28 protein-coding genes, 1 tRNA gene and 1 pseudogene are annotated in these 25978 nt (G+C 71.4%); 22 read left to right on the top strand and 8 right to left on the bottom strand.

The window, feature by feature from the left end; genetic code table 11:
* Positions 1 to 51: 51 nt before the first annotated feature.
* The 7 genes from AFM16_RS19135 (at position 52) to AFM16_RS19165 (ending at position 6259) form a co-directional block, all read left to right on the top strand.
* Positions 52 to 546, top strand: coding sequence for a DUF3515 domain-containing protein (locus AFM16_RS19135; protein ID WP_078634050.1), 495 nt, complete (start codon positions 52 to 54; stop codon positions 544 to 546).
* A 30-nt stretch (positions 547 to 576) separates the two neighbouring features.
* Complete coding sequence (locus tag AFM16_RS19140; protein WP_078634051.1) at positions 577 to 1392, top strand: TlpA family protein disulfide reductase; 816 nt, start codon at positions 577 to 579, stop codon at positions 1390 to 1392.
* A gap of 10 nt (positions 1393 to 1402) precedes the next feature.
* Positions 1403 to 1666, top strand: a complete 264-nt coding sequence (locus AFM16_RS19145) for a hypothetical protein (protein ID WP_078634052.1) — start codon at positions 1403 to 1405, stop codon at positions 1664 to 1666.
* A 114-nt stretch (positions 1667 to 1780) separates the two neighbouring features.
* The gene (locus tag AFM16_RS19150) at positions 1781 to 2950 is read left to right on the top strand and encodes a hypothetical protein (RefSeq protein ID WP_078634053.1); all 1170 of its coding nucleotides are present in this window, start codon (positions 1781 to 1783) and stop codon (positions 2948 to 2950) included.
* A 127-nt stretch (positions 2951 to 3077) separates the two neighbouring features.
* Positions 3078 to 3782, top strand: a complete 705-nt coding sequence (locus tag AFM16_RS19155) for an AAA family ATPase (protein ID WP_078634054.1) — start codon at positions 3078 to 3080, stop codon at positions 3780 to 3782.
* Between the two features lie 147 nt (positions 3783 to 3929).
* Positions 3930 to 5630: a PHP domain-containing protein gene (locus AFM16_RS19160; RefSeq protein ID WP_078634055.1), complete on the top strand. Its 1701-nt coding sequence runs from the start codon at positions 3930 to 3932 to the stop codon at positions 5628 to 5630.
* Positions 5627 to 6259 carry a hypothetical protein gene (locus AFM16_RS19165; protein ID WP_078634056.1) on the top strand — a complete coding sequence of 211 codons (633 nt, stop codon included), beginning with the start codon at positions 5627 to 5629 and terminating at the stop codon, positions 6257 to 6259. The genes AFM16_RS19160 and AFM16_RS19165 overlap by 4 nt, the downstream gene beginning before the upstream one ends.
* Here the strand turns inward: AFM16_RS19165 and AFM16_RS19170 are convergent.
* From AFM16_RS19170 to AFM16_RS19190, 5 genes are all read right to left on the bottom strand, one after another.
* Positions 6256 to 8268: a copper resistance CopC/CopD family protein gene (locus tag AFM16_RS19170; protein ID WP_078634057.1), complete on the bottom strand. Its 2013-nt coding sequence runs from the start codon at positions 8266 to 8268 to the stop codon at positions 6256 to 6258. The genes AFM16_RS19165 and AFM16_RS19170 overlap by 4 nt on opposite strands.
* 278 nt (positions 8269 to 8546) lie before the next feature.
* Entirely contained in the window at positions 8547 to 9299 is a 753-nt protein-coding gene (locus AFM16_RS19175; RefSeq protein ID WP_078634058.1) for an SDR family NAD(P)-dependent oxidoreductase, read from the bottom strand.
* Positions 9296 to 9763, bottom strand: coding sequence for a cupin domain-containing protein (locus AFM16_RS19180; protein ID WP_078637018.1), 468 nt, complete (start codon positions 9761 to 9763; stop codon positions 9296 to 9298). Before AFM16_RS19180 ends, AFM16_RS19175 begins: the two co-directional genes overlap by 4 nt.
* Positions 9764 to 9771: 8 nt before the next feature.
* Complete coding sequence (locus AFM16_RS19185; protein WP_078634059.1) at positions 9772 to 10377, bottom strand: GNAT family N-acetyltransferase; 606 nt, start codon at positions 10375 to 10377, stop codon at positions 9772 to 9774.
* The gene (locus tag AFM16_RS19190; protein WP_078634060.1) at positions 10370 to 12523 is read right to left on the bottom strand and encodes a penicillin acylase family protein; all 2154 of its coding nucleotides are present in this window, start codon (positions 12521 to 12523) and stop codon (positions 10370 to 10372) included. Before AFM16_RS19190 ends, AFM16_RS19185 begins: the two co-directional genes overlap by 8 nt.
* Before the next feature lie 147 nt (positions 12524 to 12670).
* Here AFM16_RS19190 and AFM16_RS19195 point away from each other — a divergent pair, with 147 nt between their 5' ends.
* The 4 genes from AFM16_RS19195 to AFM16_RS39395 all read left to right on the top strand — a co-directional run bounded on the left by AFM16_RS19195 (position 12671) and on the right by AFM16_RS39395 (position 14990).
* Positions 12671 to 13387, top strand: a complete 717-nt coding sequence (locus AFM16_RS19195) for a siderophore-interacting protein (RefSeq protein WP_078634061.1) — start codon at positions 12671 to 12673, stop codon at positions 13385 to 13387.
* Between the two features lie 24 nt (positions 13388 to 13411).
* Positions 13412 to 14014 carry an HhH-GPD-type base excision DNA repair protein gene (locus tag AFM16_RS19200; RefSeq protein ID WP_078634062.1) on the top strand — a complete coding sequence of 201 codons (603 nt, stop codon included), beginning with the start codon at positions 13412 to 13414 and terminating at the stop codon, positions 14012 to 14014.
* A 477-nt stretch (positions 14015 to 14491) separates the two neighbouring features.
* Positions 14492 to 14803: a hypothetical protein gene (locus AFM16_RS39390; protein ID WP_078634063.1), complete on the top strand. Its 312-nt coding sequence runs from the start codon at positions 14492 to 14494 to the stop codon at positions 14801 to 14803.
* 49 nt (positions 14804 to 14852) lie between these two features.
* Positions 14853 to 14990, top strand: a complete 138-nt coding sequence (locus AFM16_RS39395; protein WP_167797216.1) for a hypothetical protein — start codon at positions 14853 to 14855, stop codon at positions 14988 to 14990.
* 32 nt (positions 14991 to 15022) lie between these two features.
* On the opposite strand, the gene AFM16_RS19210 is transcribed toward AFM16_RS39395, so the two are convergent.
* Positions 15023 to 16585, bottom strand: a complete 1563-nt coding sequence (locus tag AFM16_RS19210; RefSeq protein ID WP_078634064.1) for a helicase HerA-like domain-containing protein — start codon at positions 16583 to 16585, stop codon at positions 15023 to 15025.
* Positions 16586 to 16694: 109 nt separating this feature from the next.
* Here AFM16_RS19210 and AFM16_RS19215 point away from each other — a divergent pair, with 109 nt between their 5' ends.
* Together AFM16_RS19215 and AFM16_RS19220 are read left to right on the top strand one after the other, a co-directional pair.
* Positions 16695 to 16991 carry a type II toxin-antitoxin system VapB family antitoxin gene (locus AFM16_RS19215; RefSeq protein ID WP_004943146.1) on the top strand — a complete coding sequence of 99 codons (297 nt, stop codon included), beginning with the start codon at positions 16695 to 16697 and terminating at the stop codon, positions 16989 to 16991.
* A 180-nt stretch (positions 16992 to 17171) separates the two neighbouring features.
* A complete protein-coding gene (locus tag AFM16_RS19220) occupies positions 17172 to 17819 on the top strand; it encodes a LytR C-terminal domain-containing protein (protein ID WP_245177738.1) in 648 nt (215 codons plus the stop codon).
* Between the two features lie 40 nt (positions 17820 to 17859).
* Here AFM16_RS19220 and upp read toward each other — a convergent pair whose 3' ends face one another.
* On the bottom strand, positions 17860 to 18495 hold the full coding sequence (upp, locus tag AFM16_RS19225; protein WP_030798413.1) for a uracil phosphoribosyltransferase: 636 nt from the start codon (positions 18493 to 18495) through the stop codon (positions 17860 to 17862).
* Between the two features lie 153 nt (positions 18496 to 18648).
* Here upp and AFM16_RS19230 point away from each other — a divergent pair, with 153 nt between their 5' ends.
* From AFM16_RS19230 to AFM16_RS19245, 4 genes are all read left to right on the top strand, one after another.
* Entirely contained in the window at positions 18649 to 18837 is a 189-nt protein-coding gene (locus AFM16_RS19230; RefSeq protein WP_078634066.1) for a hypothetical protein, read from the top strand.
* Positions 18838 to 19241: 404 nt separating this feature from the next.
* Positions 19242 to 19778, top strand: coding sequence for a tRNA adenosine deaminase-associated protein (locus tag AFM16_RS19235; protein WP_030798347.1), 537 nt, complete (start codon positions 19242 to 19244; stop codon positions 19776 to 19778).
* A gap of 50 nt (positions 19779 to 19828) precedes the next feature.
* Positions 19829 to 20260 (top strand): tRNA adenosine(34) deaminase TadA, encoded by a 432-nt coding sequence (gene tadA, locus AFM16_RS19240; protein WP_245177987.1) that lies wholly within the window; start codon positions 19829 to 19831, stop codon positions 20258 to 20260.
* Between the two features lie 45 nt (positions 20261 to 20305).
* Positions 20306 to 20390: transfer RNA gene (locus AFM16_RS19245), tRNA-Ser, on the top strand.
* Positions 20391 to 21276: 886 nt separating this feature from the next.
* Here AFM16_RS19245 and AFM16_RS19250 read toward each other — a convergent pair.
* Positions 21277 to 22514: pseudogene (locus tag AFM16_RS19250) on the bottom strand (tyrosine-type recombinase/integrase).
* 649 nt (positions 22515 to 23163) lie between these two features.
* Here AFM16_RS19250 and AFM16_RS19255 point away from each other — a divergent pair.
* From AFM16_RS19255 to AFM16_RS19270, 5 genes are all read left to right on the top strand, one after another.
* The gene (locus tag AFM16_RS19255; protein ID WP_078634068.1) at positions 23164 to 23406 is read left to right on the top strand and encodes a FitA-like ribbon-helix-helix domain-containing protein; all 243 of its coding nucleotides are present in this window, start codon (positions 23164 to 23166) and stop codon (positions 23404 to 23406) included.
* On the top strand, positions 23403 to 23840 hold the full coding sequence (locus AFM16_RS19260; RefSeq protein WP_078634069.1) for a type II toxin-antitoxin system VapC family toxin: 438 nt from the start codon (positions 23403 to 23405) through the stop codon (positions 23838 to 23840). The genes AFM16_RS19255 and AFM16_RS19260 overlap by 4 nt, the downstream gene beginning before the upstream one ends.
* A 264-nt stretch (positions 23841 to 24104) precedes the next feature.
* Positions 24105 to 24275 carry a hypothetical protein gene (locus AFM16_RS39400; protein ID WP_167797113.1) on the top strand — a complete coding sequence of 57 codons (171 nt, stop codon included), beginning with the start codon at positions 24105 to 24107 and terminating at the stop codon, positions 24273 to 24275.
* Between the two features lie 17 nt (positions 24276 to 24292).
* Positions 24293 to 24586 carry a Dabb family protein gene (locus AFM16_RS19265; protein ID WP_078634070.1) on the top strand — a complete coding sequence of 98 codons (294 nt, stop codon included), beginning with the start codon at positions 24293 to 24295 and terminating at the stop codon, positions 24584 to 24586.
* Between the two features lie 180 nt (positions 24587 to 24766).
* Positions 24767 to 25684, top strand: a complete 918-nt coding sequence (locus AFM16_RS19270) for an RNA polymerase sigma factor SigF (RefSeq protein ID WP_078637019.1) — start codon at positions 24767 to 24769, stop codon at positions 25682 to 25684.
* The last annotated feature ends 294 nt before the right edge of the window (positions 25685 to 25978 follow it).

Raw genomic sequence — 25978 nt, forward strand, 5'->3', positions numbered from 1 at the left:
TACGACCAGCAGGCAGTGTTGTCCAAGCGCACAATCGGGGGTACGTCCGGCATGGCCCGTCCATCCCGCAGGCTCAGGCTCGGCCTTGGTTTCACGGTCGCCGCCGTCGTGCTCACGGGCGTCATTGTGGCCCACGAACTGGGCTCTCCGACCCGTGGCGTCGAGCAGGCACCCCATGCCGACGCTCCGGCCTGTGCGGACATCGCCGAGGGCTACCCGGCGGCGCTGGACGGGCACGAGCTCGCGGACACGGGCGTGCCGGGCGTCGCCGTATGGGGAGACCAGTCCGTGGTTCTGCGCTGTGGGCTGGAGCCGCCCGCTCCGACCACCGACCTGTGTGTGACCGTCGACAGTGTGGACTGGGTCTACCGGCAGGACGAGTCAGGTGACGGCCGCAAAGTGATCATCACCTACGGGCGCGACCCCGCCGTCGAAGTCGCCTTCGACGCCCAGGACACCGCTGTCGACAGGGCGTTGGTCGAGCTGAGCCGCATCGTCCGGCCGATCCGCCAGCGCAACCACTGCGTCGACTCCACCGGCGGCTGACCCCACGCCGGACCCCGCGGAGGAACCAGCATGAAACGCCCGCCTGCCCGCGTCTACGTCCCCGTCCTGGCCGCCCTCGTCGGCGCCGGTGCGCTCGTCGGCGTGGCTGTCTCCGGGGACGGCCCTCACGGCTCCCCGGGCCGTCACCGTGGCGCGGACGGAGCGCTCACGATCGACGCCGCGCACCGTCCCACCGCACCGGATCTCGCCGGCACCGACACCGACGGACGCCCTGTGAGCCTCGCCGATCACAAGGGCAAGACGGTCGTGGTCAACGTATGGGCCTCCTGGTGCGGGCCCTGCCGCGAGGAAGCCCCCGCGCTGTCGCGCTTTCACGAAAGAACGAGGGGCCAGGGCGTCGTGGTCCTGGGCCTGAACGAGGACGACTCCGCCGGCGCGGCCCGCGATTTCGCCCGCGAGTTCCACTTGCCCTATCCCAGCGTCCTGGACCCCGGCGGAAAGCGGTTCCGTGCCGTGGCCGAGGGCTTGACGACCACGCAGGGCCTGCCCGCCACGTTCGTCATCGACCCGCGCGGACGGGTCGCCGCGGCGGTCTCCGGCCCCGTCGACGAGAAGCGCCTGACCGCGCTGGTCGCCGCCGCCAGGACCGGCACCGGCCCTTCCCAGCCATGGTCCGCTGCCAAGCGGTTCAACGACGTCACCGGCCGCACCGCAGGCGCGGACGGTGTGCAGAAAAGGAGCGACAGACTTCTGGGGGACAATCCGGAATCACGCTCTTCACGACCGGAATCACGCTCTTCGCGAAGCGGGAAACCCTGCCGAGGGAGTTATCCGAAGAATGCGGTTTACTTTCCATGCCCGGTCGTTCACATCGACTCGCAGTGAGGAAATCGACATGACCGACGGAACCGCACCCACTGACAGCCCCGCGACCCTCTACGGCCCGGTCTCTCTCGTGCTCGGTGTGGTCGCCACCGTCACCGCCGCGCTGTCCGGCTTCATCGGCATCGCGATCCCGCTGCTGGCCGGCGCCCTCGCCGTCACCTTCGGTCTGCTCGGCCTCGGCCGCCGGCTGAACCGGGGACTCAGCGCATTCGGCGTGGCGACGGGGTCGCTGGGCGTCCTCTACCCGGTGTTCCTGGTCGCGCTGCTCACCTGACCTCCCTTTCGGGCAATGCCCCCAAGTGCACTGCCCCTAGAGTCACTTACGCCTCAATTCACCCTCTTCTAGTGTCTTTCCCACGGAACGGCAAAGACCGAAGGGGGAACTCTCTTGCTGCTCTCGCGTTCGATCAAGGTGGCCGGCCTGGCGGTGGCACCGCTCGCGCTGGTGACGACCGCCTTTCACACGACCGCTTCCGCCGACCAGCAACCAGCGCCCGTCACCCCGGCGTTCTCGGTGTCGGCGCTCGCCGCGCACACGTTGGCCGACGTGTCCGGCGTGGGTGCGGACAGCGCCACCGGCAGGACGCTCACGGCGCAGGGTTTCGGAGTCGTGAGGGCCGAGTCGGGCGAGAAGGCGGTCGTCGACACCTCCATGGCCCGGGAAGGCATCACCTCGGCATCGGGCGACGGCTTCGTCGAACTGTCCTGGCGCGGCTACACCAAGGACGCGCGCTACGTGATCACCCGGGACGGCGCCGAGGTGGCCTCACTCGCCGCCGGTGTGACGTCGTACCGCGACACGAACGTCCGCCCGGGCACCGACTACGCATACCAGGTCGTACCGCTGTTGCCCAAGACGGGCGGCGAGGGCGCCCGGACGTACGGCATGAAGGTGTCCGTCCCGGCCTCCGGTTCCGCCGCCGCCCTCCGGCAGACGGCCGTCGACCGGGCGCAAGCGGCCGGCACCGCCTCCACCTCCACCGTGAGCTGGGTCGGCTTCATCCCGCAGAAGAAGATCGACGCCCCGCTCGCCGGCTGTGACTACGGGAGGAACTTCCAGTTCGGCGGCGACGGGCACACCGACTTCAACTGGAAGTCCGACAAGTACCGCTTCGCCCTGCACGCGACGGTCAACTGGAGTTCGAAGAAGGTCACCCCGAACAAGAGCATCCACCCGACCAAGGTCTACCGGAAGTCCGACGGCAAGCTCGTCAAGCAGAAGACGGCCAGCGCGAAGGACACGTACGCCAAGAAGCTCGGGTCCGGCAGCAACTACGTGGACGTGCGCATGGTCGTCCACGCCACCAACCCGTTCTGCAGCGGGCTCGGCGGCGTCAAGGGCGCGGCAGACGGCGCCCTGACCATGAATCTCACCAAGAGCGGCAACTACACCATCCGCTCCGGCAAGCACCGACTGTTCCCGAACAACTACATCTACATCTACGACGGTGGAAAGGTGACGAACGTCTACAAGCGCTCCTACGCCAGCGTCGCGTGCCTGGTCGGTTCCGTCACCTGCCCCGAGGCCGATCTGACGGGCCGCTACGGTTCGTTCTGACACCGTCGGCCGCCCTCCACGAAGCCGCACACCGGGCTGTCCGCCCGGGTGCGGTCGGGGGTCTGTCGTCGGAAGACGGGACCACCTCTCCCTCGCGACGGAGCCGACCCCCAGGCACACTCGAAGCGTGATCGTCGACCGCGCGTACGCGCACCTCGCCTCGCTCGACGCGGAGGAATGGCCCTGGTCCGTGCCCTGTGTGCGGGAGCTTGTGGGTGATGGGTTGCGGTTCCGTAGTGCCGTGACCTTTCTGGTCGGGGAGAACGGGTCCGGGAAGTCGACGTTGGTCGAGGGGCTTGCCGAAGGGTTCGGGCTGGACTCGTGGGGTGGGTCGCACGACTGGCGGCACTCCAGTCATCGGCCCAGGTCGGCGTTGGGGGAGCGGGTCCGGTTCGACGCGGCGCCGGGTGGGCGGGCGATGTTGCGGAGCTGGGCCGCGCGGAAGGGGTTCTTCCTGCGGGCGGAGACGGCGTTGGACGCGCTGGACCGGGAGGGGTTCGCGCCCGATTCCGTCAGTCACGGTGAGGGCTTCCTCGCGGCGTTCCGGGGGAAGTTCCTCCAGCCGGGGCTGTATGTGCTGGACGAGCCGGAGGCGGCGCTCTCGTTCACCTCCTGCCTCGAACTGCTCGGTCATATCGACTCGTTGGTGAAGCAGGGCGGCCAGGTCATCTGCGCCACGCACTCCCCGCTGCTGACCGCGCTGCCCGGCGCGGACATCGTCGAGGTCGGTGACCACGGCATGCGCCGCGTCGCCTGGGAGAACCTCGCCCTCGTCGAGCACTGGCGGCGGTACCTCGACGATCCTCAGGCGTATCTGCGGCACATTCTTTGACCTCCCGACTTCCCCCACCTCGTCTCACCTCATCTCACATCAGCCGTTCCGACGCCAACCTCCGCCCCGCTTCCCGTCGTTCATGTGGACTTCTCAGAATCTGGCCGTCCCGAGCATGAACACCCTTGCCAAACGCGGGAGTTGAGCATGAGCCACGGTCACGGTCACGGCCATCAGCACCACCATCATCACCATCCGCACGACGCCTCATCCCTTCCGCCTGCCCTTGATCTCTCCGTTTCCGATGGTGAGTTGACGCCCAGTCAGTCGTCCCGGCGTTCCATGCTGCGGCGTGCCGGTCTGCTGGGGGCGGGGCTTGCGGCGGGGAGTGTTCTCGGTGGGGCGGAGCAGGCCGCGGCTGCCGTGGCCGGCTCGGCGAAGGGGCACGGGGACCGAGGCGGCCGCTATCTGTGGCTCGCCGGTGATCATCACATCCACACGCAGTACAGCTCCGACGCCAAGTACCGGGTCCTCGACCATGTGCGGCAGGCGAACGCGCACGGTCTGGACTGGATGGTCATCACCGACCACGGCAGCGAGACGCACGCCAGGATCGGTGTGGAGAAGGTCAACCCGGACATCGTCGCCGCGCGGGAGCGGACGGACGACACCCTCGTCTTCCAGGGCCTGGAGTGGAACATCCCGGCCGCCGAGCACGGCACGGTCTTCGTGCACCCCGGCAAGAACGAGGTCGCCGTCCTCAAGGAGTTCGAGACCTCCTTCGACGGCTCGGTGCGCAAGGCGAGCGGCAACTCCCCGGCCAACGAGGCGCTCGCCATCGCCGGGATCGACTTCCTCGCCGAGCAGGTGCGGCGCCGCAAGGTGAAGGACGCCCTGTTCCTCGCCAACCACCCGGCCCGCAAGGGCATCGACTCCCCGCACGAGATCCGCGGCTGGCGCGACGCCCAGCCCCGGATCGCCGTCGGCATGGAGGGCGCCCCCGGCCACCAGGCCGGCGGACTGCCCGCCCCGACCGGCCCCGGCGCCGCGCGCGGCATCTACGACGGCAACCCCGGCGCCGACTCCTTCGCCGCCTACCCGCTGGAGAGCTACCGCACCTGGGGCGGCTTCGACTGGATGACCGCCACCGTCGGCGGCCTGTGGGACAGTCTGCTCGCCGAGGGCAAGCCCTGGTGGATCACCGCCAACTCCGACTCGCACAACGTGCACGCCGACTCGGCCGTCCGCGGCCCGGGCGGCGACTTCGCCACCGACGGCCGCTACGCCGACCCGGTCTACGGCGGCGGCCTCAACCTCGGCGACACCGACTTCTGGCCCGGCCAGTACAGCCGTACGCATGTCGGCGCGGCCTCCTTCTCCTACCAGGCCGTCATGGACGGCATCCGCGCCGGACGCGTCTGGGTCGACCACGGCGGCCTGATCAGCGGGCTCGACGCCCGGCTGCGCTCCGGCGGGCACACCGTCACCCTGGGCGACACCCTGCGCGTGCGCCGGGGCGCCGCCGTCGAGCTGGTCGTCGACATCAGCCTGGCCAACGGCCCCAACTGGTCGCAGTTCGTACCGGTCCTGGCGCGGGTGGACGTCATCCGGGGTGCCGTCACCGGTCCGGTCGCGGACCGGGACGTCTTCACCACGCCGGACACCAAGGTCGTGAAGTCCTTCGAGGTGAACCGGTCGACCGGCACGGTACGGCTGACCTACGCGCTCGGCCGCGCCGACCGGCCGTTCTACGTGCGGCTGCGCGGCACCGACGGCAACCGTACGGCCGTCGGCGTCCACGGCGCGGCCGTCGACCCGGCCGGTCCCGCCATGGACGTCATCGGCGACGCCGACCCGTGGAAGGACCTGTGGTTCTACTCCAACCCGATGTGGGTCCTGCCCGCATGAGCACCTCCTACGACGGTCCCGGCGCCCGCTCCGTGATCGGGGTGGACGCCGGGACGGTGAGCCTGCGGGAGGCCGATCATCTGGTCCACGACCTGGTGGACCGGCTCGGCCTCCCGCCCGGCACGCTCGCCTGCACCCATCTCATCCGCACCGCCGAGCGCCGCGGCACGGCGGTCTCCCTCGCCCTGCCCGACGCCGACGCGGCCGAAGCGGTGTGGACGCGGGTGGAAGTGGAAGGAGAGTTGAGCGGCGCGGGTGCCGTGTTGGACGGGCGGACGTACGGGGCCGCCGCCGCGGTGCGCGCGGCGGGGTCCGCGGCCGGGGAACACGCGCGGCGCGAGGGCGGGCGGGCCGTGCTCTTCCCGGGGGTCGAGCACCTCACCGGCACGGTCACCGTCGCGGAGCTGCTCGCCCTGACCGCCGTGGAACACCTGGTGGTGGTCGGTGCCACGGGCGGGGGTGCGCCGGACCCCTCGACGCCGGTGTTCACACGTGACCATGTACGGCCCGAGTGGCGGGGTGGGCGGCTGACGCTCGCCCTCGTCCCGGCGGCGGGCGGCGCGCTCGCCCCCTTCGAGGTCCCGAACCCGACGCCCTGCTGCGCCGACCACGCCGCCGACAGGGCCTAGCGGACGATCTCCACCGGCTTGGTCTCGCTGACCTGGTCGGTGTCGGTCACACGGACCGTCGCCTTCATCTCCCAGGTGCCGGGGATGGGCAGGTTGAGGCCGTCGGAGGCCCAGTAGCCGCCCCGGTCGGTGAGCTTGGCGTCGAGGGGGCCGATGTCCTGGCTCGGGAGGGTGAAGGAGAGCCGCAGTTCGGGGATGCTGACGAACCCGCCGTCGGGGCCGTAGACCACGGCCTGGACGTTGTTGTCGCCGACCCGGCCCGGGTCGAGGGTGACCTGCACCTTGCCGCGCATGCCGAGCCCCGCGTCGAACGGGATGATCGTGACCGAGGCGACCGGCAGCCCCGCGGTCTGTTCCGCCGCTGCCGCCTCGGCGGCCGCCCGGCCGGGCAGGGTGCCCGTCAGGATCGTCGTCAGCAGGAGGACGACGACGGAGACGGCGACCTCGAAGAGGACCGAGCGGCGCAGCGCACGGCGCCGGGTGTCCTCGGCCGGGGCGAGCGGGCGGCGGGGGGTGGAGGCAGCCGGGGCCGATCCGCCACCCTCGGCCGGGTCCGGTCCGCCTTCGCCCGGCGACGATCCGTCCTCGGCCAGGGCCGATCCGCCTTCGCTCGCGGCCGATCCGCCCTCGCCCGATGCCGATGCCGATGCCGATGCCGGGTCCGCGCCCGGCGCTGACGTCTCCGACGCTCCCGAGGCCCCCGCCGACACCGAAGCCCTCGCCGACACCGCCGAAGCCGACGAAGCCGACGAAGCCGCCGCCCCCGAAACCCCCGCCGCCACGGCCACCGCCCCCGCCGGTTCCGGCACCCGGCTCTCCTCGCCCGCCTCCGCCACAGACGCCGTCGTCGTCGTAGGCACCGCCGTCCCCCTCCGCACCGTCCTGCGGGACAGCGCGCCCGCCGCGAGGAGGACCGCCACCGCGGCCAGCTTGGCGAGCAGGAGCCGGCCGTACGTCGTGTCCGTCAGCGCCGACCAGGAGCCGAGGCCGCGCCAGGACTGGTAGACGCCGGTCAGCACGAGGACGGCCACCGAGGCGCCGGCCAGCCGGGAGAAGCGGATGACCACGGTGGACGGCACAGAGGCACGGTGCAGCAGCAGGAGCAGTGCGGGGAGACCGCCCATCCAGACGGCCATGGCCAGCAGATGCAGCACCGAGGAGGTCATCGCGGCCGGGACCTGGATGCCGGCCGAGGCGTGTTCGGCGCCCGCCCAGGTCAGCGCGAGGCCGACGGCGAGGACGGCCCCGGTGGCGAGGCCCGCGCGGGACGGCGTCTCGCGCCTGCTCTGCCGCAGCAGCAGGACGGCCGCGGCCGCCAGCAGGACGAGCCGGGCCAGCAGGGCGAGCCCCGGACGGCTGCTCAGGGTCCTGGTCAGGCCGGACGGGTCGAACATGCCGGCCGGTCCGGTGCCGGCCTCGTAGGGGCCGCGCAGGAAGAAGAGGAAGACGGTCGAGCCGGCCAGCGCCCAGCCGCCGCCGAGGAGCAGCGCGCGCAGCGGGCGGCGGTCCGGCGGCCGGCACAGGGCGACGAAGGCCGCCGCGCCGATGAGCAGGGCGGCGCCGATGTAGGCCAGGTCGCGGCCGATGTTGTAGAGGCCGTCGGTGACCGGATTGTCGTCGGCGCCGGACGGCAGGACGGCCCGGGTCGCGGAGGGTTCGCCGACGGAGAAGGTGAAGGCGCCGGAGACCGGGTGGCTGTCCTCGGACACCACCCGCCAAGCCACCGTGAACGTGCCGGTGCCCAGCTTCTCGGGCAGGGCGACGGACACGGTGTCCGCACGGCCCTCCGCGTGACCCGCCTTGCCCGTGCGCACCCGCTGGTTGTCGGGGTCGAGGACGCGGAAGGAGTCGTCGAGCAGTCCTACCGACTCGGTGAAGGTGAGGGTGATGGCGCGGGGGGACGTCTTGACGACGCTTCCGTCGGCGGGGTCGGTGCCGCGGAGGGCGGCGTGCGCCGAGGCCGGACCGCCGCCGAGGAGGAGCAGGACCAGCACGGAACCCAGCAGCACCAGCCCTTGAAGTCCCCGCCGTCCGCCGCCCGGTCGTCCGACGATCCGCCGTCCCCCGCTCCGCCGTCCGTCATAGCGCCCTTCGCCCACGCCCAGACCCACGCCCACACCCAGGCCCACACCCGCGCCCATGCCCACGCTCACGTCACCGCTCCGCCTTGCTCGACACCCGCGTGCTCGGGATACGTACGGATGCACACGCCATCCGGTTCACTCCCGTCATCCGGTTCACCCCAGCATCCGGCCGTCCCGGAGTCCAGATCAGGGACGCGTCGGGTTCACCACGCGGCCCGCGCCGACGCCCCGCCGTCCACCACCAGGTCATGGCCGGTCACCCAGGAGGCCAGGGGCGAGGCGAGGAAGACACAGGCGTCGCCGACGTCCTCGGGGCGGCCCAGCCGGCCGACCGCGACCGCCTCCCGCCACCGCCGCACGCCCTCCGGCCAGACGTCCTCCAGGCCGTCCCGTTCGATCAGGCCGGGCGAGACCGTGTTGACGCGGATGCCGTACGGACCGTACTCCTGGGCGGCCGCGCGGGCGTGCATCACCACCGCGGCCTTGGCGGCGGCGTAGTGGGCGTGCCCGAGGGCCGGGGTCCTGGCCTCGACGGAGGCGATGTGGGTGATCGTCCCGCCGTGGCCGCGCATCACCTCGGCGGCCGCCTGGGTGCAGGCGAACACGCTGGTCAGATTGGTGTCGACGACCGCCCGCCAGTCCGCCGCCGGCATCCCGGGCAGTGCGCGGACCGGCTGGACGCCGGCGTTGTTCACCAGCGCGTCGAGCCGTCCGCCGCCCCAGTCGGCGGCCTCGGCCACCAGCCGCCGGCAGTCTTCCTCCACGGTCAGATCGGCGCCCGGCAGCACGACGGCCCGGGGGCCGATCTCCCGCGCGAGCGCCTCGGCCGCCGCCACCGCGGTACGGCAGTGCAGGGCGACCGCGGCGCCCTCCTCGGCGAAGCGCAGCGCGATGCCGCGTCCGATGCCGCCGCCCGCGCCCGTGATCAGGGCCGTCCGGCCCGCCAGCAAGGTCATGGACGGTACAGTCGCGCGATCAGGGCCGCCCGGTCGGGATATCGGGCGGTGAGCCGCTCCGCCGTGCCGTGTTCGTAGTCCCCGTAGGTGAAGCCGGGGGCCATCGTGCAGCCGAAGAAGGTCCAGGAGCCGCGGGGCCGCGCCCCCATCCAGGTGCGGGCCGGGACGGTGAGCTGCGGATGCTGTCCGGCGCGCAGATCGGGGCCGAGCACCGCCGTACGGGAGGTGCCGTCGGGGGCGAGGAGGAGGAGTTCGAGGGGGTCGCCGAGGTAGTGGTGCCAGACCTCGTCGGCGGGGAGGCGGTGCAGGGCCGAGTAGTCGTCGGCGGTGAGCAGCGCGACGATCGCGGAGCCGGCGGGGCGGCCGTCCGGTCCGTCGGGTCCCGCCCAGGTACGGCGGAACAGGCCGCCCTCGCGGGGTATCGGCTCCAGGCCGTAGTGACCGACGAGGTCTTCCGGGGGCAGCTCGGACGTCACCCTGGGAAGGCTACCTCCCGTCGCAGGAAGGCGAGTTGGGCCTTCTTCTCGGGCAGGTACACCTCGGGCAGGTCGATCTCGGGCAGGGTGACGAGCGGCCCCGGCTCGAAGCCCTGCCGTACGAACCGGGCGAGCGCCTTCTCGTTGCGTACGTCCGGGTCCACGACGACCCGGGGCCGGTCCAGGCCCAGCAGCACGAACACCGCGAGGGCGCCCATCAGCGCCGACGACCAGCCGGGGCGGCCGCCGGGGGCGTCGGCGGGGGCGAGGAGGAGGTGGATGCCGATGTCGCCGGGTTCGACCTCGTAGGTCTCGCCGACCCGGTCCTCGGTGGGCTCGTAGGTCTGGAGCAGGGCGACCGGGGTGCCGTCCAGCTCGGCGAGATAGGCGTGATGGGTGTCGAGGCCCGCCATGTGGGCGTAGATCTCGGCGACTTGGTCCCTGGTCAGGCCGTTCATGCCCCAGAACGCGGCGCGTTCCTCGCGGACCCAGCCGTGGACGACGTCGGCGTCGCCCTCGGCGTCGAGGGGGCGGACGCGGACGGTGCCGAAGCCGTCGACGTACTGCTCGTGCACATACGGGGAGTTGGGGTGCTCAGACATCGTTCTCCTTGGTCAGCCGGGTCCAGTCGGTGACGACCGGGGCCAGCTCTCCCCTGAGCCAGAGGGGCAGTTGGTCGTGGTGGTGGGGGCTGTCGGGGCGGCCCGAGGCGCCGTGCGGGACGATCCACAGGCTGTCCTCGCGGCGGGCGAGGTCCCAGACGTACCGGGCGGCGGGGCCGCGCGCGGCGAGGTCGGTCCAGCCGGGCACGGACGTGGTGCACAGCACGCAGTCGTGGTCGCCGGAGAGGGCGGGGCCCTCGTACGAGGGGTCGGGCAGGGCCCGCCAGGGGGCGAGGCGGTGGGTGTCGCCCCAGCGCGCCGCGGGCGCGGCGGCGAGCGCGGCGGCGGCCTCCTCCAGGGCCTCGCGGACCAGGGCGGGGCGGTCGATGCCGTACAACTCCTCGGCGCGCAGGAGGTGTTCGAGGGCGAAGCCGATGCGCGGGAGGAGGGCCAGCCAGGGCAGGAAGACCTCGGGGTAGGCGGGCGGGGCGGTGAGCGCGGCGAAGGCGGGGTGGGCGGCGAGCCGACGGACGAGGGCGCCGCGGACGGTGGCGTACGCGTGGGCGTCCTGGCTGTCGGCGTCCATCCGGCGGTCCCATCGCAGCAGGCGTTCGCGCAGGTCGGCGGCGGCGACGGTGAGGTCGTCGGGGTTGTCGAGGGCGGCCAGGTGGTCCAGGAGGGGGGCGGCGGAGGCGAGATGGGTGTCGGTGTGGATGGCGGCCATGTCGGCCGCGGACCAGGTGTCCTTGCCGCCCTTGCTGTTCTCGCCGCCCTTTCCGCCCCTTCCGTCCTTGCCGTCCTTGCCGTCCTTGCCGTTCAGGAGTTCCCGGATGCGGTCGGCGCGGTACGGCGCGGCGAACTCGACGCCGAGCGGGGTGGCCAGGCCGCGCTGGTTGGCCATCACGGCGATGCCGTCGGTGAGGCCGGCGCGGGGGTTCGGGTGCCAGCCGGTCCACTCGTGGCCGGGCTCCCAGGCGGCCACCAGCCGGGTGCCGTTGGCCGCGGACCGCACCGGGACCCGGCCCGCGACCCGGTGCAGCAGGCCGCCCTCGGTGTCGGCGGCCTGGACGACGTTGACCGGCTCGGCCCAGTGGTCGAGGGCGGCGTCGACGTCGGCGACCCGGCGGGCGCGCAGCAGCGGGAGCAGGGCCTGGAAGCCCAGGTCCTCGGTGACGCGGGGCGGGTAGCGCAGGGCGAGGGCGAGCGGGGTGCCGTCGTCCAGACCCTCGGGGCCGCCGGCGACGATCGGGCCGCGTTCGGTCTCCAGGATCTCGACCTCGACGCTCTCCTCCCCCGCCACCCGGACGAGTTCGGTGTGCCGGGCGACCCGCCGCCAGGTGCCGTCGGGGCCGAGGGCCTCGACGCCGGCGCCGGTGCGGCGCAGCCGTTCGCGGTAGAGGTCCTGGTAGTCGGCCATGGCGTTGGTGATGGCCCAGGCGACGGTGCCGGTGTGGCCGAAGTGGGCGATGCCGGGGATGCCGGGCACGGCGATCCCGACGACGTCGAACTCGTCGCAGGCCAGGCGTATCTGCTGGTAGACGCCCGGCTCCTCGATGAAGCGGTGGGGGTCGCCGGCGATCAGGGCCTGCCCGGTGGTGGTGCGGGCGCCGGCGACCAGCCAGCCGTTGCTGCCGGCGGTGGCGGGGCCGTCGGTGGCGAACAGGCCGACGGCGTCCGGGCCGAGGAGGCGGGCCGCCCGGTCGCGCCAGAGCTTGGCGGGGAACCCGGCGAACAGGATGTGGGTGGAGAGCCAGACGGCGAGCGGGGTCCAGGGCTCCCAGCGGCCGGGGGCGAGGCCGGCCTGCCGGAACTCGGGGGTGTGCGAATCCTCCTCCGCCAGGCCCTCGTTGACGCCGTCGACGTAGGCGCGCACCCAGTCGGCGGTCTCCGGGTGCCGTTCGGTGAGCCGGTCGAAGCAGCGGCGGGCGGTGTCGTCGAGGCGGACCCGGCGGGCGAACACGTCCCAGGCGACGGCCTCCGGGCCGAGGAACGACGCGGAGGTGCCCTGCGCGCGGTGGCGCTCCACCTCCAGTTGCCAGGAGCGGTCGCGGGCGGTGACCAGTCCCTGGGCGCGGGCGAGGGCCGTGGGGCCGGCGGCGCGCAGATGCGGGACGCCCCAGGCGTCTCTGTGGATCTCGGTGGTCACCTGTGGTTCCTCTGTCCCTCTGTTGCGCTGTTCCTCTGGAGCCGGCTGTTCCTCTGGGGCCGACTGTTCCTCTGGGGCCGGGCGTGCTTTAGGTTAGCCTTACCTAATTAATCGGTGCAGGAATCGTACGCGAGAGGTGAAGAGGTCATGGCGCAGGGGCGGGGCTGGGAGGGCGCGGTCCTCAAGTTGATGCGGGCGAAGGACTTCACGCTGACCGTGACGGGGGCCGAGGACGTCACCGGGGCGTTCCGCCGGGTGCACCTCACGGACGGCGGGCTGCTCGCCGCGACCGGGGTCCATCCGACGATGTGGGTGCGGCTGTGGTTCTCCAACGCGGGCAAGCCGCACCAGCGGGCGTACACCCTGGTCGACCCGGACCCGGAGGCCGGCACCTTCTCGCTGGAGTTCGCGCTGCACGAGGGCGCGGCCAGCGACTGGGCGCGGGCGGCGAAGCCCGGCGACACCATCGACGCGACCATGCAGGGCACCGGCTTCGAGGAGCCGGCCCCGGCCCCGTCGCACGTCCTCGCGATCGGCGACCCTGCCTCGCTGCCCGCCATCAACTCCCTGCTCGGCGAGGGGGCGCTCGGCTCGGCGCCGGCCACGATCTGGTTCGAGGGCGAGGCGGACGGCCTGCCCTTCCGCACGGATCCCGAGCGGCACGAGACCCGGCACGTGTCCCGGGCGGAGCTGGTCGAGCGGGTCAAGGCGGAGCTGCCCGCGCTACTGACGGCGACCGAACACCCGTACGTCTGGATCGCCTGCGACACGCGGACCACCCGGACGCTGTCGGCGTACGTCCGCAAGGAGCTGGGCGTTCCCAAGGAGCGGCTGCACGCGCTCGGGTACTGGCGCGCGAGCTGACCCGCCAGGCGGGATCATCGACGCATGGACGTCACCCTGCATCTCGCCCAGGACCCCGAGGCCGACGAACTCCTCGGCCGCTCCCCGCTGGCCGCGCTGGTCGGGATGCTGCTCGACCAGCAGGTCCCGATGGAGTGGGCGTTCAAGGGGCCCCGCACCATCGCCGACCGCCTCGGCACGGACGACCTCGACGCGCACGACATCGCCGGGCGGAACCCGGAGGAGTTCGCCGCGCTCCTCTCCGAGAAGCCGGCGGTGCACCGCTACCCCGGGTCCATGGCCCAGCGCATCCAGCAGCTCTGCCAGTACCTGGTGGAGCACTACGACGGTGACGCGAGCGCCGTCTGGGAGGGCGTCGGCACCGGCAAGGACCTCCTCGCCCGCCTCGAGGCCCTCCCCGGCTTCGGCAAGCAGAAGGCCCAGATCTTCCTGGCCCTCCTCGGCAAACAGCTCGGCGTCCACCCCACCGGGTGGCGCGAGGCGGCCGGCGCGTACGGCGAACCCGACGCCTTCCGCTCGGTCGCGGACATCACGGGCCCGGACTCCCTGACCAAGGTCCGCGCCCACAAACAGGAAATGAAGGCAGCGGCAAAGGCAGCAAAGGCTGCGCGGGCAGCCAAGGGTTAGAGCGGGCCGGCCCGCGCCGGGGCACGGCGGGGCTGCGGGTGCCAGCGCCTCCGGCGTGGGGGCGGGGTTACGACCACCTGTGGTGCCGGCATCCGGGTCGCCGCCGCGGGCGACGGCGGCGTGCGCGTCGGGCCCTCCGGCACACCCCGGCGCGGGCCGGACCGCACGACCGGCGACACCGACGCCTCCGGCGCGGAAGACGCTGCGGACGACCTGCGGTGCCCGCATCCGGGTCGCCGCCGCGGGTGACGGCGACCTGCGCGCCAGCGCCTCGGTCCGGCCCCGGCACGGGCCGGACCCGTGACTGGGATGCCGACGCCCCGGATCACCACCGCGAATCGCAGTGACCCACTGGGCCGACGCCCTGACCGTCGGCGGCCTCGGCCCCGTGCCCGAGGGGAGGGGGTCCGTCCGCCGAACAGGTGGAGTTTTCGGTCCGGTGCAGGTACGCGGGCGTGTCGGGGGAGATCACCTGCCATGAGCAGCACCGCACGACGGGTTTCGCGTGGGCGCGCCTGGCTGCGCGCGTTCGTTCTGCTGCTCGCCCTGCTGGCGCCGGGTGCCGCCGCCGAGGTCTCGGTGGCGTCGGTCGCGGCCGAGGTCGTCGAGTACGACGTCGCCGGCCCGGCCCTGCGCCCCGCACCCGGCGCCCACCGTCCCGCCGTACCCCCACCCCCCGCGCCTCCCGCCGCACCGGCGGCATGGCCAGGGACGGGGCGGGAGCGGCCCGCGCCGGGCGGGACGCCGTACGCGCTGGTCGTCTCGCGGACCGTGGTCCTGCGCTGCTGACGGACCCCCTCGGGTCACATTCGTCAGCACTCATGCGAGGAGCACAGCCATGCCCACCGACCCCTACGCGATCCTGCGCGCCCTGCTGCGCGCCGAAGCCGCCCGCAGCGCCGCCCCGAAGCCGTCGGCGACGACCGCCGAGCGCGGCGGGCCGAAGCCGACGCGGGCGGACGACCGGAACCGCTGAGCGGGACGACGGCGGGGGCGGGGCCCGGCGGGCTACCGCCTCCGCCGCGCCGTACCGAAGAGGGAGCGCGTGATCTCCCGGCCCACCTGGGTGCCGACCGAGCGCGCCAGGGAGCGGAACATTCCGCTGCCGACGACCTGCTCCAGCATCGAGGGTTCCGTTCGATCGGGGGCGGACGGCTTCGACCGGGCCTCGGACGCCTTCTCCTTCTCCTTCTCCTTGTCCTTCTCCTTGTCCTTCTCCGTCGGCTTCGGTCGCGCCGCCAGTTTCTCGAACGCCGATTCCCTGTCCACAGCCTGTGCATAGCGCTCGTGGAGCGAGGACGCCCGTGCCGCCGCGTCGACGGCCGCCCCGTCGACCGGCCCCATCAGGGACTCGGGCGCCCGCAGCCGGGTCGCCGCGACCGGCGTGGGGGCGCCGCGCTCGCTGAGGACCGTGACGACGGCCTCGCCGGTGCCCAGGCCGGTGAGGAGTTCCTCCAGGTCGTAGGCGGAGTCGGGGAAGGTCTTCACCGTGGCCTTCAGGGCCTTCTGGTCGTCCGGGGTGAACGCCCGCAGCGCGTGCTGGATCCGGTTGCCGAGCTGGGCGAGGACGTCACCGGGCACGTCCTTCGGGGTCTGCGTGACGAAGAACACGCCGACCCCTTTCGAGCGAATCAGCCGGACGGTCTGCGTGATGGAGTCGAGGAACGCCTTCGACGCGTCGTGGAAGAGCAGATGCGCCTCGTCGAAGAAGAAGACGAGCTTCGGCCGGTCCAGGTCACCGACCTCGGGCAGATCGTGGAAGAGATCGGCCAGCAGCCACATCAGGAAGGTGGAGAACAACTGCGGCTTGTCCTGCACGGCGGGCAGTTCCAGGACCGAGACGATCCCCCGCCCGTCGGCCGCCGTCCGCAGCAGCTCCCCGGTGTCGAACTCCGGCTCGCCGAAGAAGGCCGCCGCGCCCTGCGCGTCGAAGGCGGTCAGGGACCGCAGGATCACCCCGGCGGTGGCGGTGGACAGCCCGCCGATGTCCTTCAGCTCGGTCCTGCCCTCGTCCGAGGTCAGGAAGGCCACGACCGCCCGCAGGTCCTTGAGGTCGTACAGCTCGAGGCCCTTCTGGTCGGCGTAGTGGAAGATCAGGCCGAGGGACTGCTCCTGGGTCGGGTTCAGCCCGAGGACCTTGGACAGCAGCACCGGCCCGAAGCTGGTGACGGTGGCCCGCACCGGGATGCCGTGCCCCAGCCCGCCGAGCGCGTAGAACTCCGTCGGAAAGCCGGTCGACGTCCACTTCTGGCCGACTTCCTCGGCGCGTTCCCGCACCTTCCCGCCCGCCGCGCCGTCCGCTCCGGGGGCTGAGATGCCCGAGAGGTCCCCCTTCACATCGGCCAGGAAGACCGGGACGCCCTGCGCCGAGAGCTGTTCCGCGATGAGCTGGAGCGTCTTGGTCTTGCCGGTGCCGGTGGCGCCCGCGACCAGGCCGTGCCGGTTGAGCACGGGCAACGGCACCCGCACCGGTGCGTCGGGCAGGCACCGCCCCTCCCAGAGCAGGGCGCCCAGGTCGAGGGCGGGACCGGTGAAGGCGTACCCGGCGGCGATCTCGCTGGCACCACTCATCGGCCTGATCCCCTCGCTCCTGTTTCGCCCCCGTTCGTCACGTCTTTTCCAGCGTCGCACTCGCCCGCCATGGCTGCGCCCGGAAGGTCTGGGCCGGTAGGCTTTCCGTGTGATCTTCAAGCGCATCGGAAACGGCCGGCCGTACCCCGACCACGGCCGGGAAAGCACCCGGCAGTGGGCGGACGTGGCGCCGCGCCCGGTCCGCCTCGATCAGCTGGTGACGACCAAGCAGCAGCTCGATCTGGAGACCCTGCTCGCCGAGGACTCGACGTTCTACGGCGACCTCTTCGCGCATGTCGTGAAGTGGCAGGGCGATCTCTATCTGGAGGACGGGCTGCACCGCGCGGTACGGGCGGCGCTCCAGCAGCGCCAGGTGCTGCACGCGCGCGTGCTCGAACTGGACTGACGCGGCCTCTCCACAGCGCGGTCCCGGCCTCGCCACAGCGCGGCCCCGCCCGCTCAGCGCCCGCCCGCGCAACCGCCCGCGCACCCGGCGATTGACCCTTTCGGGTTCTTTCCCACCCTCCGCACGGTGTCGGATGATCGTTTATTAGTCATGGCCGCCCGGGCGCACTACGCTGCGCCCATGAGCATGCTGACTCCCCCCGGCATGGGCGGCAAGTACCGGATCACGGGGGACAAATACCCCCGACTTCGCCCGCGCCGGCGACGCGGCAGGCTGGTCGCCGTCGTCGTCGCCTGCGGTGCCGCCCTCGGCGTGGCGGGCTGGGGCACGTTGCAGCTCATCGACGTCTTCACCGGTGGCGGCAAGGCCTCCGCGACCGGCGCCGGCTGCGCGGTGAAGTCCACGAAGGCGAGCCCCGCCGCGTCCCCCGCCGCCTCGGCAGCCGCGCTGCCGCGGCCCGCCCAGATCACGGTAAACGTCTTCAACGCCACCACCCGCAGCGGCCTCGCCAAGACCACCGCCGACGAGCTGAAGAAACGCGGCTTCAAGATCGGCGAGGTGGGCAACGCCACCAAGCAGTACGACAAGAAGGTGCCCGGCACTGGACTGCTGCTCGGTCCCTCGTCCTCGCTGAACACCTCGCTGCCGGTCCTCGCCACCCAGCTCGGCACGGCCGAGCGCCGCACCGACGCCGCCCGCAAGGGCGCCGAGATCGACCTGATCATCGGGGACGGCTTCAAGGCGCTCAGCAGCCAGGCGGACGCGACCCAGGCACTGACGGCCCTGACCGCGCCGGCCCCGACGGCCACCGCGAGGAAGGGCTGCTGACAGCCCTTCCTCGCGGAAGGAACGGTGACGCGGGAGGGTGTTACTCGGCCGCGCCGTACAGCCGGTCGCCCGCGTCGCCGAGGCCCGGGATGATGTAGCCGTGCTCGTTGAGGTGGTCGTCCACGGCCGCCGTGACCACGGTGACCGGGGCGCCCGCCAGCTCGCGCTCCATGACCTCCACGCCCTCGGGCGCGGCCAGCAGCACGACCGCCGTCACGTCGTCGGCGCCCCGCCGGATCAGCTCGCGGATCGCCGCGACCAGCGTGCCGCCGGTGGCCAGCATCGGGTCCAGGACGTACACCTGGCGGCCGGAGAGGTCCTCCGGCATCCGGGTGGCGTACGTGGACGCCTCCAGCGTCTCCTCGTTGCGGATCATGCCGAGGAAGCCCACCTCGGCGGTCGGCAGCAGCCGGACCATGCCGTCGAGCATGCCGAGGCCGGCACGGAGGATCGGCACCACCAGCGGACGCGGGTGGGAGAGCTTGACGCCGGTGGTCGAGGCGACCGGCGTGCTGATGTCGACCTGCTCCGTGCGGACGTCACGGGTGGCCTCGTAGGCGAGCAGGGTGACCAGCTCGTCGGCCAGCCGGCGGAAGGTCGCGGAGTCCGTGCGCCGGTCGCGCAGCGTGGTGAGCTTGTGGGCGACCAGAGGGTGGTCGACGACGTGGAGACGCATGTCCCCAACAGTAACCGGGCCGCACAGGCCCGGCGTCCGCGCACACCCTGAGCGGCCGGCCGGGGGCGGAAACCGCGCGGCTGGTCCGTTCGCCGCATCAAACCCCCCATCAGGGGGAATGTGGTGGGGACGGACCCCCGGGGTGGTGAGCCAATGCCTGACCTGCCTGATCGGCCGGAGCCGGCCGAGCCGCACGAGACCGACGCCGAGCGCCGCCGACGGCGCGCCCGCTTCCTGCGCGATCTTGCCGAGGCCCGCGCCTTGCGCGACCGGGTCCAGCCGCGCCGCGCCAAGACGGCCCGGCTGCGCCACGCGATGCGCATGCGCACGTTCCGCTGGTAGCCGAACGACCGGTGGTCGAACGGTCGGTGGTCGAACGATCGGTGGTGGAACGACCGGTGGTCGGACGATCCCCACGATCCGCCTTTTCCCGCAGGGCACTTAGGGCGTTCGGGGAAGATCGACACCGTCGCGGGTGGCGGTCGGGGGTGGGCATGCGTGGGCGCGGGGGAAAGCCGCGTACGATCCGCAGGTGGCGGCGACAGCGCGCTGGTGAGTTGCTGCGGACATGCTCACGGACGTGCGATCAAAACCACCAGACACAGGGGGCCGAAGACGTCCCCTGATCGCCTTGTTTCTGCCACGATTCCGAGTGGACGGGGCTCGGAGCGCACAGCTCTCCCCGCCCGCAACCTCCGCCGGGGGGACCCCCAACCGGCACGCCTATGACCAGTGGGAGAGTCACGGTGTACTTCGCCGCACTGCTCGCGCGCACCGAAGACGGGTGGGAAGCGAGCGACACAGAGCTCGACGATGTGGAAACCCTGTCGGATCTCGCCGACCTGGCCCGGGAGTCCTCCGGCGAAGACGACGACACGGTCCTCGTCTTCATCGAACAGGAGGACTCGTGGTTCGGCATCGTCCGTGTGGACGGTGAGGAGGACCCGCGCGTCTACGTCTCCGACGCCGCTGCCGCCAATCGCAGCTCGTACGGCGAGCTGCTGCTCACCGACGAACTGCTCGGAAGGGACCCGGGTGACGACGACCTGGACGCCCTCGACCTCGACGGCACCGAGGACGGTGAGGAGGAGGACGCCGAGGACGACGGGACCGAAGGCGCCGCCGCCTCGGCGGACGCGGTGCCGCACGGCCCGGTCGGCGACCCCCGCATCCTCGACGACCTCGGCTTCGGCGAGAAGGAGCTGAGAGCGCTGTCCAGCGACGCCCTCGGTGAGATCGCCGAGGCCCTGGGCGCCTCGGAGGTCCTGGAGACCGTCCGCTGACCGCTGCACCCGCGCCGCCGGACCCGGTGCGCGACCCCTGGCGGGCCGCGATGCGGCTCGCCCTGGACGAGGCCCGGCTGGCCGTCCTCGGCGGGGACGTCCCGGTCGGCGCCGTCGTGCTGGCCGCGGACGGCACCACCGTCCTCGCGGCCGGCCACAACGAACGCGAGGCCGGCGGCGATCCGACGGCCCATGCGGAGGTGCTCGCGATCCGGCGGGCCGCCGCACGGCTCGGCGAGTGGCGGCTGACCGGCTGCACACTCGTCGTGACGCTCGAACCGTGCACGATGTGCGCGGGCGCGCTCGTCCAGTCCCGGGTGGACCGCGTCGTCTACGGCGCCCGGGACGAGAAGGCGGGCGCGACCGGCTCCCTCTGGGACGTCGTCCGCGACCGGCGCCTCAACCACCGCCCGGAAGTCATCGAGGGCGTGCTCGCCGCCGAGTGCGCCGACCTGCTCACCGAGTTCTTCCGCACCCGCTGACAACCGATTTCGAGGCACGGCCCCCCGTGCTGTAAGGTCTCCCTCGGTAGCGTGTCCGAGCGGCCGAAGGAGCTCGCCTCGAAAGCGAGTGTGGCGCAAGTCACCGAGGGTTCAAATCCCTCCGCTACCGCTGGTAGGAGAGGCGTCAGGTTCATCGAACCGGGCGCCTCTTCGGCTTCCCGTCTCAGTTTCCGTCTCAGTTACTGCGCCCAGAAGCCCCACAGCGCGTTTCCAGAGCGCTGTCCGGCCGTGTTTGGCAAACCGACCCCCACTCGATCCACGCGCCCCATAGGCTTCCGCTGGGATGGTCGTACGCCATGTCCATCAGTCCCCCAGATCACGTCCCGTGCCCGTCACGGACGGGCCCCGATGTGGAGGTGACCGATGGAAGGCAAGAAGGACGGACAGCCCCCCTCCGAGCCGACTCGGAAGACCGAGGACGAGAAGGAGGCACGAAAGAAGGGCCCGAGCTGGGCCGCGGGCTCATTCGCGCTCAACCTGTGGCGCGCTTGGCGCCACTGGTCGAACGATGGTGAGTGACCACAACCTCAGCTCAGGCCCTCTTCCCAGAAGGACTGCATAAGCAGTCCAGTCCTGCCATAAGGCAGGTTGACACGTCATAGCAGGACGCGTCACAGGAGGCCGCACGCCGAACAGCGCTGCGGCCTCCGTCTTTGGGGAACAGCGTCTAAGTGCAGTGCGATGCCGGCTTGGTGGCGGGTCCAATGCCGAGCTATACGGAGTGTTCCTCTGTTCGGGTTCCTCTCTGGTGCTCTCCAGAGATCTATTGCAACCAGTGTCCTGGCGGGAGACACGAAGTTTGCATCGTCAGAGTAGCGGTTCATCCCCGCATGCGCGGGGGGACGAACGCACAAAGTTTGTTTGTGGTGAGGCCGGAAGCGACCCACCTATGGGGCAAGACATCGCTTTGACCTGCGTCTCAGGGAGGTGCGCAAAACGTTTTGCGCACCTCCCTGAGACGGATCCGCTGCGCGGTGCACGCAGCCCGAGTTACGTCAGCGCTCTGCGCACCCACCTTCTGACCAGATAAGCCCGTCGACTTGTCGGGCGACATCGCTGCGGACGGAGTCCACCATGTGTTGGTACCGCGCGGCCATGGCGGTTGTGGACCAGCCCATGAGCCCCATGACGGCCCGCTCGGACACACCGAGGATCAGCAGAACCGTGGCGGCGGTGTGGCGGGCGTCGTGCAACCGGCCGTCTCGGACCTTGGCGTCGTCAAGCAGTTCCTTCCAGTCGTCGTAGTCCGTCCGAGGGGATGTGCCCCGCCCGGTCGGGGTTGCAAAGAGCCATCCTTCGGCCGTCCAGTCGGCGCCGGCCACCGAGCGCTCGGTCTGTTGCTTGGCCTGATGGGTGCGCAGGAGGTCTACGAGCTGGGAGGGCAAGCCCACGGCCCGCCGTCCGGCGCGAGACTTCGTGTCAGCCGTCTCCGGGTTGGTCCGCTGACGCTGCGGGCAGTACCCGGCTTTCCTCCCGCAGAGGTCCCCGCACCCGTGGGCGTAGCGCGGCCGGCGGCGGCTCCGCCGGACCATGAGCACGCCCCGGTCAAGGTCGACGTCCGCCCACTTGAGTCCGAGCGCCTCACCCTGCCTGAATCCGAGGGCGAGCGCGACGGCCCACCGTGCGGAGTTCCGGCGGCCGTCGGCCGCCCGCAAGAGCCGCTGCACCTCTTCGACGGTGTAGGGCTCTACCTCCTCCTCGCTGACGCGCGGGGCCTTGGCGAGTTGGACGGGGTTCCGAGCAAGGTGGCCCGGCCGTACCGCCTCGTTCAGCGCGGTGCGGAAGGTGCGGTGAATCTGGTGGATCGTCCCCGCCTTCCGGCCGTCGGCCACCATGCGCCCGTAGAAGGCCTCGATGTACTCGGGCTTGAGCTTGTCCAGCCGGTGAGCACCGAGGGCGGGGATCAGGTGCTTCCGCACGGCCACACCGTACCCGACCATGGTGTTCTCGTTGACGGCGAGCGGAGCGATGTTCTCAATCCAGTGGGTCAGCCACGTCTTGACCGTCCAGGGGCGCCCCGCCTTTCGGATGGTCCTCGCGTCGCGCTCCCGCTCCAACTCGCGAACGGCGGCGGTCACCTCGGCACGGGTCTTCCGCTCGACGTGGCGGCGGTCCGGCTTGCCGTCGTCGCGGAGCCGACGGTCACGCGGCCGTGCCACTTGCCGTCCACACCCTGATGGACGAACGATCGTTCGACTGGCGGGCGCTTCTTGTCGCTCTTGTCTTCTGCCATGCGCACCCCTCAAGCAGCCGGGACGACGGTCAGGGTGGTGGCGTAGCGCTGCCTCTTACGGCGGCAGGCGACGAGGTCAGGAATGGCGTCGGCGGGGACTGACGGGGGTGGCTGACTGTGATGGACTCCAGTTCTCCGGCCATGCGTCTGCTGCTCCACAGCTCAGTGAGAGCAGGGGACCGTTTGCTCCTGGGGTAGCGAGAAGTGGCAGGGGTAGCAGTCGCGGCGGTCACAGCCACTACCTCGTTATTGCTGGTGAGGACAACGCTATTCATGCCGGGTACGGACTTTCCGAGGGGAATAGCAGGCCCCTGCAGTGCGCGTCCCTTAGCTTCGTGGACGCGGGCACTCAAAAAGTCGACGTGCTCGTTGCGCGCTCAAGCGGTGCATCCGGCTGATGACCGAACGGATCAGGATCGTGTCGGGTAGGTTCACCGAGTCCTGTGACGGCGCCCCCCGGCGTACGAGGGAAACGCCTGAACGATCACAGGATCGTCGGCCGAGCGTCGAGGTGGACACAGACACCAAACCGAGGTCTCCAGCGGACCGCAAGTCCTGCGCGCGGAGGACACCTGCGGTCTACGGTGGGCCGCACATTACACAAAAACGACAGCACTGCTAGCATTGAATGCATGGTGAGGGAGGCATCGTGGCGACTCTGACAATCCGAGGACTCGACGACGCGATCCACGCGCGGCTGCGCGTGCAGGCAGCGCGGCACGGTCGGTCAATGGAGGCCGAGGTTCGTGCGATTCTCAGCGAGCAGCTCGCGCCTGACAGTTCCTCCCGTCCGTTGGGAACTCGCATCCGCGAGCGATTCGCCGGGCTCGGCGGAGCGGAGTTGGAGCTGCCCGCTCGGCAGGATGCGCCGCGCTCGGCGGTCTTCGAATGATCATCCTTGACACCAATATCCTGTCGGAGCTGGTGAAGCCGGCTCCGGAGCAGCGGGTCGTCGAGTGGCTCGACAGCCTCGCACCCGATGAGGTCGTGACGACTGCGGTGACGGCTGCAGAGCTGTGGTACGGGGTGCGTCGGCTGCCGGACGGCAAGCGCAAGTCGGAGCTTGCCGACGGCATCGATGCGATGTTGTTCGAGGATCTCGGCGGGCGTATCGAGGTGTTCGATGCGGCTGCGGCCACTCGATACGCCGACATCGTGCTGGTCCGGGAGAGCCTCGGCCGGCCGATCGCCGCCGCTGACGCACAGATCGCGGCGATCTGCGCCAGGCACAGGGCGACGCTGGCGACAAGGAACGTCAAGGACTTCGAGGACACCGGCGTCCCGCTTGTGAATCCTTGGGACGACGCGTCGGCGGCCCGCGGCTGACATCGCCGCACGCAACCGCCCTACCGGATCAGCATCGCGGCAGAACGAAGGCGTGACCTAGGATCCCGTCCCCTGAGGGGAGTCCACACACACTCACAGCTCGGCGCCCAGCTCCATCGAGGCGCCCCGCACACGGTCGGGGCAGCACCCCGGCGGCCAGACCGTGTGCGCGCGTTCTTCATCGTTTTCCGATGATCCGACAGTTACACTCACGCCCGGCAACAGGGGGCCCGAGCGGGCACATTCAGGGGAGGCCAGGTGGCGGTGAACGCCAAAAAGATCGCCGTCTACGTACTCGTGGTCTTCGTGCTGTACGTGATCATCACGGACCCCGCCAAGGCCGCGGACTACGTCCAGATAGGCTTCCAGGGCATATCGGACGCCGCCAAGGCCATCGGTGACTTCTTCACATGGCTCGCCGACGGGGCGCAGTAGGACGCACGGGAGTTCCCATGATCCGCCACCTGGTCCTCTTCAAGCTGAACGAGGGCGTCGAACGCGACGACCCCCGGGTCGTGGAGGGCGAAGCGGCCTTCCGTGCCCTCGGCGACACCATCGGGGAGCTGCGCTTCTGGGAGCTGGGCTGGAACATCAGCGACCGCCCCATCGCCTACGACTTCGCGATCAACTCGGCGGTCGAGGACGGCGACGCCCTCAAGCGGTACCTCGAACACCCGGCCCATCAGGCCGGTGTCGCGCTGTGGCGGGAGTTCGCCACCTGGGTGGTCGCGGACTACGAGTTCTAGCCCGCGCCGCCGCCGGACACCTGGAGCCCCTCGCCGTGACGGCGGGGGGTTTTCGCGTCCCCGACCGCCCAACTTGTCCCTCAACACGGCGTTATGGGGTGCTTGCACACAGTGCACATGTCTTGTGATGCTATGACCGCTTTTGACGGATGATTGACCGATGAAGAGGTGGCGTTGACCGTGTCGGCCAGTACTGCGCCGCCTCAGGAAGAGGCACCCGCCCAGGCTCCCGGTCAGGCGCCGGCCCCGACCGCGGCCCCGACCGCCGTTCCGACCACGGCCCAGACGCCGGCCCAGACGCCGGGCCAGGCGCCCGCCCCGGCCCCGGAGCGGCGCCGCGGGGCCGACACCCGGGCCCTGACCCAGGTGCTCTTCGCCGAACTCAAGGAACTCCAGCCGGGCACACCGGAGCACAACCGCGTGCGCGGAGCGCTGATCGAGGCCAACCTCCCGCTCGTGCGCTACGCCGCCGCCCGCTTCCGCTCCCGCAACGAGCCCATGGAGGACGTCGTCCAGGTCGGCACCATCGGGCTGATCAACGCGATCGACCGCTTCGACCCGGACCGGGGCGTGCAGTTCCCCACCTTCGCGATGCCGACCGTCGTCGGCGAGATCAAGCGGTACTTCCGCGACAACGTCCGCACGGTCCACGTCCCGCGCCGGCTCCACGAGCTGTGGGTGCAGGTCAACAGCGCCACCGAGGACCTGACGACGGCCTTCGGCCGCACCCCGACCACCGCCGAGATCGCCGAACGGCTGCGGATCACCGAGGACGAGGTGCTGTCCTGCATCGAGGCCGGCCGCTCGTACCACGCCACGTCCCTGGAGGCCGCCCAGGAGGGCGACGGGCTGCCGGGCCTGCTGGACCGCCTCGGCTACGAGGACCCGGCCCTGGACGGCGTGGAACACCGCGACCTGGTCCGCCACCTCCTGGTCCAACTCCCCGAGCGCGAGCAGCGCATCCTGCTGCTGCGCTACTACAGCAACCTCACCCAGTCGCAGATCAGCGCGGAACTCGGCGTCTCCCAGATGCACGTCTCCCGCCTCCTCGCCCGCAGCTTCCAGCGCCTGCGCTCGGCCAACCGCATCGAGGCGTAGGCGACCGGATCGAGGCGTAGGGGAACCGGATCGGGGCGAGGCAACCCGCCCGTCCGTCGATTTCGCCGCGTCGGCCCGAGGCACAGGCCGATGCACCGGCGCACAGGTGGGGCGCACGCACAGGGCGCACGGCTCTGGTCACGTCACCCGATGGTGGATCGCAAGCACGAGCGAGAGATCACCGTCGAGAGCGAATCACACAACCCGTCACTTCCCGACACAACTGCGCTGAAAAACCGTCACACCCCCTCTTTCCAGGGCTGATTCGTCACGCTGATGTCGACATGTCACTAC

Origin of the sequence: Streptomyces antibioticus (assembly GCF_002019855.1) — a bacterium.
Lineage (GTDB): Bacteria > Actinomycetota > Actinomycetes > Streptomycetales > Streptomycetaceae > Streptomyces > Streptomyces antibioticus_B.